Annotated in this window: 14 protein-coding genes and 1 pseudogene; 12 read left to right on the forward strand and 3 right to left on the reverse strand. The window is 42.6% G+C overall.

Features of this window, described 5'->3' with window-relative positions; genetic code table 11:
- The 7 genes and pseudogenes from truA to AX660_RS01140 all read left to right on the forward strand — a co-directional run.
- A pseudogene (gene truA / locus AX660_RS01110) lies at positions 1 to 298 on the forward strand (tRNA pseudouridine(38-40) synthase TruA); the annotation flags it as partial.
- Between the two features lie 230 nt (positions 299 to 528).
- Positions 529 to 1,377 carry an acetyl-CoA carboxylase, carboxyltransferase subunit beta gene (gene accD, locus AX660_RS01115; protein ID WP_068371278.1) on the forward strand — a complete coding sequence of 283 codons (849 nt, stop codon included), beginning with the start codon at positions 529 to 531 and terminating at the stop codon, positions 1,375 to 1,377.
- Complete coding sequence (folC, locus tag AX660_RS01120) at positions 1,377 to 2,648, forward strand: bifunctional tetrahydrofolate synthase/dihydrofolate synthase (RefSeq protein ID WP_068371282.1); 1,272 nt, start codon at positions 1,377 to 1,379, stop codon at positions 2,646 to 2,648. The genes accD and folC overlap by 1 nt, the downstream gene beginning before the upstream one ends.
- Position 2,649: 1 nt before the next feature.
- The gene (locus AX660_RS01125; RefSeq protein WP_068371285.1) at positions 2,650 to 3,270 is read left to right on the forward strand and encodes an SPOR domain-containing protein; all 621 of its coding nucleotides are present in this window, start codon (positions 2,650 to 2,652) and stop codon (positions 3,268 to 3,270) included.
- A 142-nt stretch (positions 3,271 to 3,412) separates the two neighbouring features.
- Positions 3,413 to 3,901 (forward strand): CvpA family protein, encoded by a 489-nt coding sequence (locus AX660_RS01130; protein ID WP_068371287.1) that lies wholly within the window; start codon positions 3,413 to 3,415, stop codon positions 3,899 to 3,901.
- A gap of 14 nt (positions 3,902 to 3,915) precedes the next feature.
- A complete protein-coding gene (purF, locus tag AX660_RS01135) occupies positions 3,916 to 5,433 on the forward strand; it encodes an amidophosphoribosyltransferase (protein WP_068371289.1) in 1,518 nt (505 codons plus the stop codon).
- A 138-nt stretch (positions 5,434 to 5,571) separates the two neighbouring features.
- Positions 5,572 to 6,075, forward strand: coding sequence for a tellurite resistance TerB family protein (locus tag AX660_RS01140; protein ID WP_068371294.1), 504 nt, complete (start codon positions 5,572 to 5,574; stop codon positions 6,073 to 6,075).
- 29 nt (positions 6,076 to 6,104) lie between these two features.
- Here AX660_RS01140 and AX660_RS01145 read toward each other — a convergent pair whose 3' ends face one another.
- Complete coding sequence (locus AX660_RS01145) at positions 6,105 to 7,004, reverse strand: metallophosphoesterase (protein ID WP_068371298.1); 900 nt, start codon at positions 7,002 to 7,004, stop codon at positions 6,105 to 6,107.
- A 119-nt stretch (positions 7,005 to 7,123) separates the two neighbouring features.
- Complete coding sequence (gene asnS, locus AX660_RS01150; RefSeq protein ID WP_068371301.1) at positions 7,124 to 8,521, reverse strand: asparagine--tRNA ligase; 1,398 nt, start codon at positions 8,519 to 8,521, stop codon at positions 7,124 to 7,126.
- A 294-nt stretch (positions 8,522 to 8,815) separates the two neighbouring features.
- Between asnS and AX660_RS01155 the strand changes: the two genes are divergently transcribed.
- Both AX660_RS01155 and AX660_RS01160 read left to right on the forward strand, forming a co-directional pair.
- Positions 8,816 to 9,217, forward strand: a complete 402-nt coding sequence (locus tag AX660_RS01155) for a hypothetical protein (RefSeq protein WP_235594627.1) — start codon at positions 8,816 to 8,818, stop codon at positions 9,215 to 9,217.
- A 19-nt stretch (positions 9,218 to 9,236) separates the two neighbouring features.
- Positions 9,237 to 9,767: a DUF6817 domain-containing protein gene (locus AX660_RS01160; RefSeq protein WP_068371303.1), complete on the forward strand. Its 531-nt coding sequence runs from the start codon at positions 9,237 to 9,239 to the stop codon at positions 9,765 to 9,767.
- Positions 9,768 to 9,784: 17 nt separating this feature from the next.
- Here the strand turns inward: AX660_RS01160 and cysK are convergent, their stop codons facing one another.
- The gene (cysK, locus tag AX660_RS01165; protein WP_082768687.1) at positions 9,785 to 10,777 is read right to left on the reverse strand and encodes a cysteine synthase A; all 993 of its coding nucleotides are present in this window, start codon (positions 10,775 to 10,777) and stop codon (positions 9,785 to 9,787) included.
- Positions 10,778 to 10,942: 165 nt separating this feature from the next.
- On the opposite strand from cysK, the gene AX660_RS01170 reads away from it, so the two are divergent.
- The 3 genes from AX660_RS01170 (at position 10,943) to AX660_RS01180 (ending at position 15,191) form a co-directional block, all read left to right on the forward strand.
- Positions 10,943 to 11,392, forward strand: coding sequence for an Lrp/AsnC family transcriptional regulator (locus AX660_RS01170; RefSeq protein WP_068372019.1), 450 nt, complete (start codon positions 10,943 to 10,945; stop codon positions 11,390 to 11,392).
- Between the two features lie 28 nt (positions 11,393 to 11,420).
- Positions 11,421 to 13,139, forward strand: coding sequence for a gamma-glutamyltransferase (ggt, locus tag AX660_RS01175; RefSeq protein ID WP_407669329.1), 1,719 nt, complete (start codon positions 11,421 to 11,423; stop codon positions 13,137 to 13,139).
- Between the two features lie 231 nt (positions 13,140 to 13,370).
- On the forward strand, positions 13,371 to 15,191 hold the full coding sequence (locus AX660_RS01180; RefSeq protein WP_068371307.1) for a GGDEF domain-containing protein: 1,821 nt from the start codon (positions 13,371 to 13,373) through the stop codon (positions 15,189 to 15,191).
- Positions 15,192 to 15,208: the final 17 nt, after the last annotated feature.

Raw genomic sequence — 15,208 nt, forward strand, 5'->3', positions numbered from 1 at the left:
TACCCCAATCCGTGATCTCACACATATCCGTGTTTCACGCATGGGTGACTATGTTATTCTCGATGTCAAAGCCAATGCGTTTTTACATCATATGGTGAGGAACATCACTGGCTCTTTATTGTTGATTGGTAGTGGTGAAAAGCCAGTAGATTGGTTAAAAACCCTGTTAATCGACAAAGACAGAACCAAAGCTGGGGCAACTGCCAAGCCTAATGGATTGTATTTAGTCGACGTGACTTATCCTGCTGAGTTTGATTTACCACGCAAGCCCTTAGGGCCATTATTTTTGGCGGATTAACCTTATATATTTCTTCCTTAAAACTGCACGTTTGTTGGCTGCACCGATTTTCCGCCGCCGTGCAAATGTATTGATAAGGGTATGCTTTTAACTTCTTAGACCAGTTTTATTTTCGTAAAGAATTGAATTTGTGCTTTAATAGCGGCCAACTTGGCCAGTAGGCTAAGAGAACTAAACCTTTACCCATGCCACGTGTCATACTTCATTATTCAGGCAATTAGGATTCAGATATGAGTTGGATTGAAAAAATACTACCACGCACTAAATCACCGACTAAAAGTAACGTACCTGAAGGGGTGTGGACTAAGTGTGCTGACTGCGATGCAGTGTTGTATAAGTCTGAATTAGAAAAGCAATTGGGTGTCTGCCCTAAATGTAATCACCACATGCGTATCACCGCACGTGCGCGGCTCAATAGTTTTCTCGATCAAAATGAACGTACTGAGTTAGGGGCCAATCTAGAGCCTCAGGACTTATTAAAGTTTAAAGATTCTAAACGTTACAAAGAACGTCTTGTTGCTGCACAAAAAGCCACTAATGAAAAAGATGCCTTGGTGGTCATGCAAGGTAAGCTTAAAGGCATGCCGGTAGCCGTTGCGGCTTTTGAATTTGCCTTTATGGGTGGTTCAATGGCCTCGGTCGTTGGCGCACGTTTTGTGGTCGCCGTTGAAGCCTGTTTGAAACATAACATGCCTTTGATTTGTTTTTCCACCAGTGGTGGAGCGCGTATGCAAGAAGCCTTGTTATCCTTGATGCAAATGGCAAAAACCAGTGCAGCTTTGGCTAAGATGAGTGAAAAAGGCCTACCTTACATTTCTGTTTTGACCGATCCGACAATGGGTGGTGTATCAGCTAGTTTGGCCATGTTAGGTGATATTAATGTTGCTGAGCCTAAAGCCTTGATTGGTTTTGCCGGACCTCGAGTAATCGAGCAAACAGTTCGTGAAACTTTACCTGTTGGTTTTCAGCGCAGTGAGTTTTTACTCGAAAAAGGCGCCATTGACCTGATTATTGACCGACGTGAAATGCGCGATCGCTTGCACGGTATCTTGACTAAGCTACATCATCAACATCACTAATGTCCGCTAAAAGCTCGCAAAAGGCCGCCGTACAAGCGGCCTGGTCTTTAGACCAATGGTTAGTTTATCTAGGTGAAATCCATCCCGCTAATATTGAGCTAGGACTTGAGCGAGTTGCTCAGGTTTTTCAGCGACTTAGGCTTGATTTGAGTCAACGCACCATCATTACAGTAGGTGGAACCAATGGCAAAGGCACTACTTGTGCAATGATAGAACAAGCCTTGTTGTTGCAAGGCAAAACTGTCGCCGTATTCAGCTCGCCTCATTTACTGGATTATCGTGAAAGAGTGCGTGTGCAGGGTAAGATGCTCAGTACGACAGAACATTGTCAGGCCTTTAGTAAGATTGAAGCGGCACGGCAAGATATCTCCCTGACCTATTTCGAATTTGGTACTTTGCAAGCTTTGCAATTAATGGCAGATTCTCAATGTGAGTTTTTGTTATTGGAAGTGGGTTTGGGTGGGCGCTTAGATGCCGTCAACATTGTGGATGCGGATATCGCGGTGATCACCAGTATTGATTTAGATCATCAAGAATGGCTAGGCCATACCCGTGAGGCCATTGCTACCGAAAAAGCCGGTATATTCCGCAAAGGTATTCCGGTGATCATTGGCGAACCAGAACCACCCTCAACCTTACTTGCTGCTGCTGAAAAGCTGAGGGTAAAAGCCAGTTGGCAGGGGCAGGAGTTTAATTATCAGCTGTGTGCTACTGGTTTTAATTGGTCTAATGCGACCTATCAATTTATTGATCTAATTAAACCTTTGATACCTGCACAAAACGCCTCAACGGCTTTGCAGGTGCTAAGTACCTTAGGTTTGCCTTTAGAACAGAGTTTTGTTCATCAGTTATTTAGTCAAACCAAATTAGCTGGACGGCGACAGATCATTCGCCAAAATCCCACGATCATGCTGGATGTGGCTCATAACCCTCACGCGACAAGACTATTAGCCAAAGAACTTAGTGGACAATCCTATGGACAGATAATTGCCGTAGTGGGGATGTTGGCTGATAAGGATATTCAACAAAGCCTCCTTCCCTTGGTTGATGTGGTGGATTGCTGGTATTGTGCATCATTACAAGTTCCGCGCGGTGCTCAGGCTAAGCAGTTAGTTTCTGTGTTAAGCCAAGGGAAATTGGTGTTAGAATTTGACTCAGTGAAGGCTGCCTATGGGACAGCTTGTGAAATAGCACAAAAGGATGACTTAATTTTGGTATTTGGTTCGTTTTACACAGTGGCAGAAGTATCAACTCTGTTAGAGGATAATTAAGGTGACTGCCGCTTTAAAAAACCGCTTGGTCGGTACCATTATTTTAGTTGCTATCGCGGTGATATTTTTGCCAGATTTACTCGATGGTAAAAAAGAATCTAAACAAAATCTGTTTGTTGAATTGCCACCTAAACCTAGTATTAAAAAAGTGGTTGCTCCTGATACTTTTGATAGTGAAACCGTGCAACAAGCTGCAAGCCGCAAGGTCGAAATTGTTAACGACGTTGCGCTAGACGATAAAACAAATAATCTATCTGAGCTTGAGTCAGCAGAACAAGATATCGCGCAGCAATTAGTAGCAACTCCCCCTGAAAACATTGTTGAAAGTGAATTAGCCCAAGCCACGGTAGTGGATAATAAAACACCAAAGTCTCTTGCCAGTGCAGGGTGGGTCGTGCAGTTGGGTAGTTTCAGGCACCAGAAAAATGTGCGTGAATTGCTCAGCACATTAGAAAAAAATGGTTACCGTGCTTTTAGCCGCCAAGTGCAAACTAGCTCAGGTATGTTAACTAAGGTATTTGTTGGGCCTGATTTGCAAAAAGATAAATTAGACAAAGCCTTGTCTCATTTAAAAGAAATTACCGCCTTACAAGGTAGAGTGACACCTTTTACCGTGCAATAAGGGCTGCAGCCCTTAATCACCATTGATATAAAATTTAGCAAGATTTTGACCATGCCATTTGATAGAATGCGCGCGATTTTAGTTCTTTGGTCAAGATTCGCTCTTCATACCAAAGTCTCACGAGCCAAGAAATACGAATCTTATGAATTGGATAGACTTTGCGATACTAGGTGTAATTTTACTTTCCACCGTTATTAGTTTAATTCGTGGTTTTATTAAAGAAGCAATTTCCCTCGCCATTTGGTTTAGTGCATTTTTTATTGCTAGCCAGTTTTATGCAGATTTGGCCGTTTATTTAACGCATTTTTCCGATCCCATGGTCCGCAACGGTGTGGCCATCGCGATTTTATTTGTCGCTACCTTAATCCTCGGTGGCCTCTTGAATTATCTTATTGCGCAGTTAGTGCAGTTTACTGGCTTAACAGGCACGGATAGAGCCTTGGGCGCTATTTTTGGTGCGTTACGTGGTGTACTCATTGTCAGTGCCCTGCTGTTTTTTCTCGATACTTTTACGCCCTCATCCAGTTCTGATTGGTGGCAGGCATCCATACTGGTGCCAGAATTTAGTTTAATTATTGAGTGGTTTTTCGAATATTTGCAAGGCAACTCAAGCTTTATAAAATCCGTTTAAAAAAGGTAATCTGAATGTGTGGTATTGTCGGAATTGTTGGTAAAAGCCCAGTTAACCAAGCGTTATATGATGCGTTGACTGTATTGCAACATAGAGGTCAGGATGCTGCTGGCATAGTGACCGTAGACAAGGGAAGGTTTAATTTACGTAAAGACAACGGCTTAGTAAAAGACGTTTTTCATACTCGTCACATGTTAAAACTAACCGGACAGTTAGGTATTGGTCATGTACGTTACCCCACTGCTGGTAGTTCAAGTTCTGCCGAAGCCCAGCCTTTTTATGTTAATTCACCTTTTGGTATTGCCTTTGCTCACAATGGTAATTTAACCAACGCCCATGAATTACATGATGAAGTAACTAAAGTATCACGTCGTCATATCAATACTACCTCTGACTCTGAATTACTGTTGAACATTGTTGCCCATGAATTGCAACACAGTGTTGGAATGAAACTCACCCCAGACGAGGTGTTTACAGCCGTAGCAGCGGTACACAAAAAAATTCGCGGTGCTTATGCTGTGGTTGCGACTATTATCGGTAACGGCATGTTAGCCTTTAGAGATCCTTTTGGTATCAGGCCACTTGCTTTGGGTAAACGTAAAACTGAATTTGGCGATGAATATATGGTCGCTTCAGAAAGTGTTGCTTTAGATGCTGTTGGTTTTACCTTCATCCGTGATGTAGCGCCTGGCGAAGCCATCTATGTGACAGAAGCAGGTGAGTTACACACTCAGCAATGTGCACAAAATCCGATTAGTTCACCGTGTATCTTTGAATTTGTTTATTTTGCACGTCCAGATTCCTTTATTGACGGTATTTCGGTATATGCCTCACGAGTGAATATGGGGCGTAAGCTCGGTAAAAAGATCGCACGTGAGTGGGCCGATTTAGATATTGATGTGGTCATTCCGATCCCAGAAACCTCAACCGATGTGGCTTTACAAATCGCCATCGAATTAGACAAACCTTATCGCCAAGGCTTTGTTAAAAATCGTTATATTGGCCGCACTTTTATCATGCCAGGGCAAACGATGCGCCGTAAGTCAGTGCGTCGTAAATTAAACGCCATATCGTCAGAGTTCAAAGACAAAAACGTATTGCTGGTTGATGACTCAATAGTACGTGGTACTACCTCAGAACAGATCATTGAGATGGCTCGTGAGTCTGGCGCAAAAAAGGTTTATTTTGCCTCTGCCGCGCCAGAAATTCGTTTCCCTAATGTTTACGGTATCGATATGCCCTCGGCTAATGAGTTAATTGCCTATGGCCGTGAAATTGACGAGGTGAGCGAACTTATCCGTGCTGACGGTTTGATTTTTCAAGACATTCAAGATTTGATTGACGCGGTCAGAGAACTTAATCCACAGATCACTCGTTTTGAAACTTCAGTATTTGATGGCAAGTATATAACCGGTGATATCAATCAGGCCTACTTAGAGCGTATTGATACCCAGCGTAATGAAGGGGCTAAAACCTCTGGCTTGCAAACTGAACTAAGTAACCTTGAAATGCATAATATGAGTAATGGCTAAACTGGGCTAATACTCTCAATCGGTTTTACTTTTGAAAATCCGCTGGCCCTTGGTCAGCGGATTTTTTTATTGGTATAGCGCTTGTAAATCAACAGCTTATTTGCCAATCTGAGTTTCTTTTGGCTGTTATGAACAATCATGCTTAATATTGCTACGGAAAAAATGCATCGTTTACGTGATGCGTTGATGCAGGTAAATCAGCTTGCAGACAGTAATGGCAGAGCAATTGCCGCAGAGACTGAGGCGGATATGACGGCAATGTTACAACGCTTTGAACCCTTTGCCGAAACATTGTTTTTAACCATGCTTAGTGATGGTGCGGCAGATGAAGATGAATTACTGGCTTTGCATGGTGGCTTACATATATTGTCCAACGGCAGTTTGCATCAGCAAATGATCGAAGCTATGTTGCGGCGTTTTGCACTCAATGTACAGCAGCAAGGTGTGGAATACCGCTTGCAAGTCATTGGTGCACATTTATGTCGTGATCAGGCTGATCGTGAAATTGCCTTTAAATTAGCTGCAACTGTGGCACTGGCCAACAATAAAATTGAAGATGCCGAAGAAAGGTTCCTAGTCACTATGGCTGAGTATTTTGGGATTTCCGCTAAACGCAGCCAAGTGTTATTGGGTGAAATATAAAGGTTTTTTCAGTAATAAATTACACAATATTATTCATATTCAGGTAGATGGCACTCGCTGACGCTAATGCCGTCCAGGCTAATAGTACATTGGATATGATGGCGATAACTTGCATCTACGCCTGCAAAGATACGTGGTACTTTAGCCGCGTTAACATACATTATTCCCTGTTGTTGTGTTTGCCAAGGGCGATGTAAGCCCCCTTTGGTGCGTAAGTGCATATGTCCGGCAAATACCCCCAGCACGTTTTTCCCTTGTGTAAGGGCGTAGGCTATCGCCTCGGCCAAATCAGGATCGCCCCAGTCGCCACCATCTGGTTTAAAGTCACAACCCCACATAGCTGCAGGTTCCGAACCCAGGCCCAAGGGACCATTATGACCCAGAAATATAATTTCCTGAGTGTGACAAGCATCGACCTGTTGCTTTAGCAGCTTGCTGGATTGTTCTAAATCGTGAATGCCAAAATTAGCTGTTAAGCGCTCAGCAAAGGCTAGGTTATTACCGCCCATGCTATGAGGTCTAGCAGCGATAAATGTGATGTCGAGCAAACGGGTAGTTACCCTGTGATTACTGTAACCCACTAAGGTCAGGGTTTCATGATGTGAGCCGTCGCCTAGTTCGATGTCAGCTAATAGACTCAGACCATTTTGTAAGGCAAATTCAGCCGCCAGCGCGGACATATCGTGAGTATCGTTATTGCCAGGCATCACAAGGGTAGGGCAGCTTAACTTTGATATTTGTTTGGCAACCTTTAAACTGCTGCCTGCCATGGCGTCACCCAAGTCGCCAGTAAAAAACAACAGATCATAATCAGCCGCACTAAATTGGCGTAGGTCGGTGTCATCCCAGTAAGTATGTAAGTCACCGATAATGCCGATACGCAGTTCATCTATTTGTGGACGTTTTAAGTGGGTTTGTTTGATCTGCATTCGGTATCTGTCCTTTTTTCTATGATTCAAACACAATTTTAGGCTTTGAGCATCCCTATTTTTATCCATAAAAAAACCACCGATGTGGTGGCTTTCTTCTGATAATAGTTTGATAACTATTAGTAGCTGGCGTTACCTGGAGTCCTTGGGAAGGGGATAACATCTCTTACGTTTTGCATGCCAGTGACATAAGCCACTAAACGCTCGAATCCTAAACCAAAACCTGAGTGCGGAACTGTGCCATAACGGCGTAAGTCACGATACCAACTGTAGTCTTCTTTGTTTAGGCCCATTTCTGCCAAGCGCTGATCAAATACATCTAAGCGCTCTTCTCGTTGTGATCCTCCAATGATTTCACCTATGCCAGGCGCAAGGATATCCATTGCTGCCACAGTTTTACCATCGTCGTTTATACGCATATAAAAGGCTTTAATATCTTTAGGATAGTTTTGCATGATAATAGGCGCGCCAACATGCTCTTCGGCCAAATAACGTTCGTGTTCTGAGGATAAGTCCACACCCCAAGAAACCGGGAACTCAAACTTTTTACCGCAATTTTGCAGGATCTCGATAGCATCGGTGTAGTTCATGCGCACAAAATCTTGTGAGATTACTTGTTCTAAGCGAGTTACGGCATCAGGTTTGATACGCTCGGCAAAAAACGCCATATCGTCGGCACGTTCTGTTAAGACAGCTTTAAACACATATTTCAGCATGTCTTCAGCTAATTGCGCCACATCGGCAAGATCAGCAAAAGCGACTTCTGGCTCGATCATCCAAAACTCCGCTAAGTGACGTGAGGTATTGGAGTTTTCAGCTCTAAAAGTTGGGCCAAAGGTATAAACCTTAGACATCGCAGTACAATAGGTTTCAACGTTTAACTGGCCAGATACGGTTAAAAAGGTTTCTTTGCCAAAAAAGTCCTGACTGTAGTCAACAGCACCTTGTTCGGTTGTAGGTACGTTAAGCATATCTAAGGTGGATACACGGAACATTTCCCCAGCACCTTCAGTATCACTGGCGGTTAATATGGGGGTGCTGATCCAGCAATAACCACGCTCGTGATAAAAACGGTGGATAGCCTGCGACAAACAGTTTCTAACTCGAGTTACCGCGCCCATGACATTAGTGCGTGGACGCAAATGAGCATGTTCACGTAAATATTCCATACTATGGCGTTTAGGCGCCATTGGATAGGTGTCTGGACTTTCGACCCAGCCAACAATTTCAAGGCTGTCGGCGTCGATTTCTAAAGCCTGACCTTGACCTTCAGAGGCTTGTAATTTGCCCTTAGCAATGATTGAACAACTAGTGGTCAAACGTGTGATATCTGCGTAGTTTTCCAAGGTATTTAAAGCGATAACTTGGATCGCATCAAAACAACTGCCATCGTGCAAGGCAACAAAGGATAAACCTGCTTTTGAGTCACGACGGGTTCTTACCCATCCCTTAACTGTGACATGTTCGCCAACTGTGTATTTACCGGCAAAAATATCTGCCACTGAGGCGTGTGCCATGTATTTCTTCTCCAAGCTAATTTTGGGGCATTCCCACATTTATGATATAAATTAATTTTTGCTCTAGGTTGGGATTAACCCACCAAAGGCAAAGTTGTTCAGGTTTGCCTGAGCAACTGCGTTAAACTGTACTTTGCGCCATATTGCTCAAAACGATGGGCAAGTGTGCTGACGGCTTACAAAAAATGGCGAAACACTGATTGTTACTTACAGCGTTTACTTGGCTAATTTCGCAAGGTGTGTAATCTTACTCAGGTAGCGCACAGACTCAAGAAAAATCGGTGTAGAGAAGGTATGCAGCAGCAAAAAAATAGTCAAAATGATGGCAATGGTATGATGAATAGGCGTAAACACTCCAGAGAAAACGATGCTTTGTTTAAATTTCTGGTTGGGCTTAACGTTGTTGGCTGGTTTGTATTTTTAGCCGCGTTAATTGTTTTTCATTATGCGCGCCCAGAATTTGTCTCAGGTGTGCAGGCGTTTTGGGGCGTGAGTGGTCGTCAAAACTGGTCTTATTCTCTCAGTATTTATTTAGCAGGATTATTACTGGTTTGTGTTTTGATCAGTATTTTAGTATTAATTTTGAAAGGTAAACGTAACCGGCGTGAAAAAGATTACTATGGTATTAATGGCTATGTATTGATGTTTACTGCAACGTGTAGCTTAGCTATTTTGTTCTTTGAATTAAATCATTGATGGGGACATATCAGTGAATATGTTAGATAAAATTCGTAGGCTCATTGAGTTGAGTGCAGGAGAATTTGAACATATTGACATGCAGTTAATCGCCCATCTGGATGGCACTCGCTGTATGTTAAAAGCGTGGGGCGCACGTGATGCCCTGCAACAAGCTGGTTTATTCCATCAGGCTTATAGCAAGGGCATAACAAAAGACAAAAGATTTATTAATCAGTCGCAACGCCAACTTATCGCAGACGTGATTGGCGCAGATAGCGAACTTATCGTTTATCACTATTGCGCTTGTGATCGAGAAATTTTTTTTAATAGTCTGTTAGTGCAAGAAAAACCAGATTATGTCGATCGCTTTTTACATCGTTCGGTGCAGCTTGAAGTGCAATTGCTCAACGATTTATGTGAACTGTTTGTGGCGACTGAACTAGAACTGGCCCTGAATGCTCCGCAAACTTACTTATTGCAAGACCTGAACTTCAGAACCTTTTTAGTAAAACTTCAACCTTATCTTAGTCGTGGAGCCAATAATAAAGTTAAGCAACTATTGGCTTAAGTCGCCCATAGCTTTCCTTAAGCAAATAACTCAGTGCTAAAATAACGCTCTGCGGTATCAGCCAGTATCACCACGATATTTTTGCCCCTGTACGCTGGATCTTGTCCAACTTTAATCGCAGCTAGTGCCGCAGCACCAGATGAAATACCCACAGGTAAACTTTCAATTCTGGCTAAATGACGAGCGTAGCTAATCGCGTCTTCATTGCTGATGGTAATAATCCTATCAAGCAAACTGACATCCAGTACATCGGGAATATGCCCCGAGCTTAAACCTTGAATGGCATGTACACCCGAACGCCCTTCGCTTAATACTGGGCAGGATGCAGGTTCGACTGCAATCACTTCGATCGCTGGATTACGGGCTTTTAGTGCCTTACCAATTCCGGTAATAGTGCCGCCTGTTCCCACACCTGCGACGATAACATCAACTTGTCCTAAGGTGTCGCGCCAGATTTCTTGGGCGGTACTGTTAAAGTGCATATCGGGGTTGGCTTGATTAGCAAATTGATCGAGCATCACGGCGTTAGGGTTGTCAGCCACCAAGGCTTTAGCCAGATCAATAGCGCCTTTAGTGCCAAGCTCTTTGGCGGTGGTGACTACACTGGCGCCGTAGTGCCTGATTAATTTTTGCCTTTCTATCGACATGTGCTCAGGGATGATAATAGTGAGTTTGATGCCTTTCATGGCACATATCCACGCGCAAGCCACGCCATTGTTACCTGAGGTGGCTTCGATGATCTCAGTGTTTTCAGTAAAAGCCGCAGATTGCATCAACGCATCTATCATAGCCATGGCCGGCCTGTCTTTGATGGAGCCTGCTGGATTGAAGTATTCAATTTTACCGAGTAAACGTGCATGGCAGGCAAATTTCTGACTTAAACGACTGAGTTCAACAAGCGGGGTATTGCCAATCGTTTGGGTGATGTCAGCATAAATTCTCGGAGCGGGTTGGTATTGGTTGGTTGTGTGCTTATTGTCGACAACCAGAGCAATGTTTGATGCTGGCATACGGTTTCCTTAATTAAACTATAAAACTTTTGGATTAAAAAATGAGGATTTTTAGAGGGCTAAGTATGCCACTTGTCTTGTGCAATTAATTTTCGTAATTTCTTTAAAATTCCAATAACATGGAAAATTATTCTGTATTTTTAATATATGCTGGAAATATTTAACGTGGATAGATTGGATAGAGAAATTTTGCGTTTGTTGCAACAAGACGCAACCATGGCAGTCAGCGAGATTGCTGAGAAAATAGGTTTGACCACCACACCTTGTTGGCGACGCATTCAGTCCCTTGAACAACAAGGAGTGATTAAACAGCGGGTTGCATTGTTAGATGCCAATAAACTTAATTTAGGCATGACGGTATTTGTGCAGGTTAAAGCCGGTAAACATGATATTAGCTGGCTGACGACTTTTGCCGAACATGCAGCAAAGATTGAACAAATAGTTGAGTTTTATCGCATGAGCGGAGAATATGACTACTTATTGAAGGTGATGGTAGCGGATATGCAAGCCTTCGATGAGTTTTATAAACAACTGGTGAGTGGCGTTGATTTATCCGATGTCACATCCAGTTTTGCCATGGAACAGATCAAATACACGACAGCCCTGCCAGTTTGAGCAGGCTTCATCATTCGGGAAACTAAAAATGTTAAAACTAAACCCCAAGGGAATGTTAAAAGTGGTCATTCTGGCGGGTTTTTACTCGTTAGTGGTGGCCTGTACGCCAGTAGATGCACCGGCAGAAAAAACAACAGCCACACCAGAGCAAAGCATTACACAGCAAGCCGCTGTAGCTATGCCGGATAGCTTTAGTGCAGATGCTGCTAGAGCAATATTGGAAAAAGGCGGTAATGCAGTAGATGCAGCGATCACCGCGCAATTTGTATTAGCCGTGACTTTGCCTGAAGCTGGAAATATCGGTGGTGGTGGATTTATGCTCATCCACAAGGACGGAAAAAATGACTTCATTGATTATCGTGAAAAAGCTCCTTTGAGCGCTCATCGTGATATGTATTTGGATGAAAATGGCAATGTTATCCCTAACCAATCGGTGATAGGTATTCTTGCTTCAGGTGTGCCAGGTACAGTGGCAGGTATGTGGTTAGCCCATCAAAAGTATGGCTCCTTGCCTTGGCAAGAACTGGTGCAACCCGCGGTAGAACTAGCCGAACAAGGTTTTGTGGTACATCCTAAATTAGCCGGTTACATTGAACGCCATATCGATAGATTAGCCAGCCGTGGTTTTGCCGTGAACTTCAAAGATTATTTTGTAGGTGCAAAAGCCGATGAAGTATTTAAACAAGCCGAACTAGCCGAAACCTTAAAACGCATACGTGATGAAGGTCACGATGGTTTTTATCAGGGCGAAACTGCCAAACTTATCGCTGATTTTATGCGTAAGCAAAACGGCCTGATCACAGAAGAAGATTTAGCGAATTATCAAGCTGCTGCACGTGAGCCGATTGTGGCAAACTGGCGTGGTTATCAATTATTAACGTCTCCTCCCCCCAGTTCTGGTGGTATAGCAATAGTACAGTGGTTAAAAATGTATGAGGAGATAGCATCTCAACATACAACACTTGAGCATAATTCGACTCAGTATATTCATCTGCTGGCTGAAATAGGAAAGCGTGTTTTTGCGGATCGTGCGGAATATTTAGGTGATCCTGATTTTATTGAGGTGCCAGTCACGCAATTAATTGCTGATGACTATATAACAATGCGTAGCCAGGGTATTTTGCCAGATAAAATATCAGAGACAGAAGCGATTAAACCGGGTTTAAAAGAAAGTGAAGAAACTACGCACTTTTCTATCATGGATAAATGGGGTAACGGGGTTTCCAATACCACTACTATCAATTTGGGTTTTGGTAGTTCAGTGGTGGTTGAAGGCGCGGGCTTTTTGCTTAATGATGAAATGGATGACTTTAGTGCTAAACCAGGAGTAGCCAATGCATTTGGCGCTGTGGGGGGCACGGCCAATGAAATTCAACCGCAAAAGCGTATGTTATCCTCTATGACACCCAGCATGGTATTAAAGGATGGTAAAATTAACATGATCACCGGCTCGCCCGGTGGCACTACTATTATTAGTTCAGTTTACGAGTCGATCCTTAATGCCTTGGTGTTTAACATGGACGCGCAAACTACAGTCGACAGTCCGCGTTTTCATCACCAATTATTACCCAAAGATCAAATTCGGGTGCATCCAGGTTTTGCACCTGAAGTATTAGAACAACTTGAAAAACTTGGATATAAGATCAATAACAGTCGTTTTGGTGATATGCATGTCATTATCGATAAAGACGGAAAAGTTGCTGCGGGTTCGGAAGCCAGCGGCAGAGGGAAAGCAATTGTCTTTTAGGAGCTTAACTGTAAAACTTAGTGTTTCTTGTGTTTGCTGAGCAGAATTGCAAGGTTATGACACTTAAGACTGATTAAATAAAGCCGAGGTTATTACTTCGGCTTTATTTATACTCCTGCAATTTATTTTACAATTTACTTTAAAAATTCACTCCTGATTGTTTTGGTGAATAAGGTTTAAAAAATAATAAATTCAAATGCTTATATTTATTGTAAAGGTCAAAAATTGGGAATGAATAACAAAGTTAACAGTGCTTTTATATTTATGCTGCTGAACTTATTTATAGGTCAGGCTACCGCTAATGAAATTGATGATTTCATTCAATTAGCTCAGGTTAAAACTTATGACTGCCCTGATGATAAAGATATTGCGGCCCTTGAACCCTATTTGACTAATCCACAACTTACCCCGCAGCAATCGTTTGAGTTAAAAACCATAAAATCACAAGGTCTGATTTGCATAGGGCATTTTAATCAAGCCCAAGTTTTGTTAGATGAGCTAGTTCAAGACCACCATATGCTCAAAGAGAGCCGCAGTTATGCCAGTGCCATTTATCAGCTTGGTTTTATATTGGATATTCAAGAAGACCCTAAACGTTGTGAATTTTATGCACAAGCACAAAGTCTGGCTCTGGATAAATTCAACGATATACATCTCAGTGCGCAATTGGGACAGATTACGGTATGTGAACAGGCGAGCCAGGACGAAGGAATAAAACTTGGGCAGCTTTACGCCTTACTGGAGACTTTTTTGCTAAAAGATGATCAAGAGTCTGTTGCCCATATCCATAACAATATAGGTCTGCTCTATGGCAGCATCGGACAAAATGCCTTAGCGGCCGAGCAGTACGATAAAGCCTATAAAATTGGCTTAAATGTGTATGAAGAAAAAAATCAGCTTGCCCCCTTACTTAGTTTAATTAGTGCCTATACCGGTAGCGGTGATTTTGACAATGCAAAAATAGCTATCGAAGATTTAAGTCGAGCCAATGCGAAAGTAAATACTCCGCTGACCAATAGCTGGCTGCACTTTTCACAAACTCGTTATTACTATCAACAGGCTGATTTTGAAGCCATGCGTAGCAGTATGTCAAAATGGCAGGTGTATTTACCTCAGGTATCAAATAAACAAATGGATGCTTTATATGATTGGTATAACACGGTGTTATGTATGGTTGATCACAACCGAGATTGTGTGGAGGCTTTTTTAACCAAACGGGCAGAAGAAGATGCTGTTCGTCCCAGTCGTTTAGCCAACAATAAAGATTATTTACGGTTTATGGTGGAAGCCAATTTATTTTTAGGGGATGTCGCGAGTTCTCAAAGTGCGTTTGAACATTATGCAACTAGCCTTACAGAAAAATTATGGGCACAACAATCTTCTGCAAGGGTATTGGGGGTCGCTAAGTTACATGGCGAAATTATTAGCTTGGAAGCTAATTTGGCAAAAACACAAAAACACTATTTTCAAACGTTGGTGTTAATTCTACTTGCCATCAGCATGTTATCAGCCTTGGCTTATTTTACACTCGGACGTAAATATTTACATAAATTAGGCACTGACAGTTTGACTGGTTTGCGTAATGAACAAGCGGTACTGGCAGCGATCAAACGGGTTAAAAAGCCTCTTGCCGGCAAAGTGAATGCCTTCGCCGTTTTTGACATGACTAACTTTACCGACGTAAACCAGCAGTTTGGCTATAGGGCGGGGGATAGTTTGTTAAAACGTGTGGCGCTGTGTTTATCGCAAGTAACACGAGAAAAAGATATTGTTGGTAGATTGGGGGCGGGGCAATTTATTGTCTGCTTGAAAAATATTGATGACCAAACTGCTAAAGATCTATTTGAACGCATCCAGAATGTATTGTCTGACTTAGCCTTTGATAGCGATAGTGGTGAAAAAATAAATGTAAATTCCAATATCAGCATGTATCTTGCGCAGGATGGTTTTGCGGATATTGAACAGGTATTGGAAGAGATGCGTCAGGCTCATTGTAAAACTCCTCGTGGCAGCCAAAACCAAATTGGCGGTGAAAAACCGGCTTATTTCTAACTTTTAAGCTAAAGAGA

It is taken from the genome of Paraglaciecola hydrolytica, assembly GCF_001565895.1.
Classification (GTDB): domain Bacteria; phylum Pseudomonadota; class Gammaproteobacteria; order Enterobacterales; family Alteromonadaceae; genus Paraglaciecola; species Paraglaciecola hydrolytica.

Bases quoted from the DNA above. Each gene is read 5' to 3' on its own strand.
- accD (WP_068371278.1), top strand. From the start codon at position 529: ATGAGTTGGATTGAAAAAATACTACCACGCACTAAATCACCGACTAAA.
- folC (WP_068371282.1), top strand. From the start codon at position 1,377: ATGTCCGCTAAAAGCTCGCAAAAGGCCGCCGTACAAGCGGCCTGGTCT.
- AX660_RS01130 (WP_068371287.1), top strand. From the start codon at position 3,413: ATGAATTGGATAGACTTTGCGATACTAGGTGTAATTTTACTTTCCACC.
- purF (WP_068371289.1), top strand. From the start codon at position 3,916: ATGTGTGGTATTGTCGGAATTGTTGGTAAAAGCCCAGTTAACCAAGCG.
- AX660_RS01140 (WP_068371294.1), top strand. From the start codon at position 5,572: ATGCTTAATATTGCTACGGAAAAAATGCATCGTTTACGTGATGCGTTG.
- AX660_RS01145 (WP_068371298.1), bottom strand. From the start codon at position 7,004: ATGCAGATCAAACAAACCCACTTAAAACGTCCACAAATAGATGAACTG.
- asnS (WP_068371301.1), bottom strand. From the start codon at position 8,521: ATGGCACACGCCTCAGTGGCAGATATTTTTGCCGGTAAATACACAGTT.
- AX660_RS01155 (WP_235594627.1), top strand. From the start codon at position 8,816: ATGCAGCAGCAAAAAAATAGTCAAAATGATGGCAATGGTATGATGAAT.
- AX660_RS01160 (WP_068371303.1), top strand. From the start codon at position 9,237: ATGTTAGATAAAATTCGTAGGCTCATTGAGTTGAGTGCAGGAGAATTT.
- cysK (WP_082768687.1), bottom strand. From the start codon at position 10,777: ATGCCAGCATCAAACATTGCTCTGGTTGTCGACAATAAGCACACAACC.
- ggt (WP_407669329.1), top strand. From the start codon at position 11,421: ATGTTAAAACTAAACCCCAAGGGAATGTTAAAAGTGGTCATTCTGGCG.
- AX660_RS01180 (WP_068371307.1), top strand. From the start codon at position 13,371: ATGAATAACAAAGTTAACAGTGCTTTTATATTTATGCTGCTGAACTTA.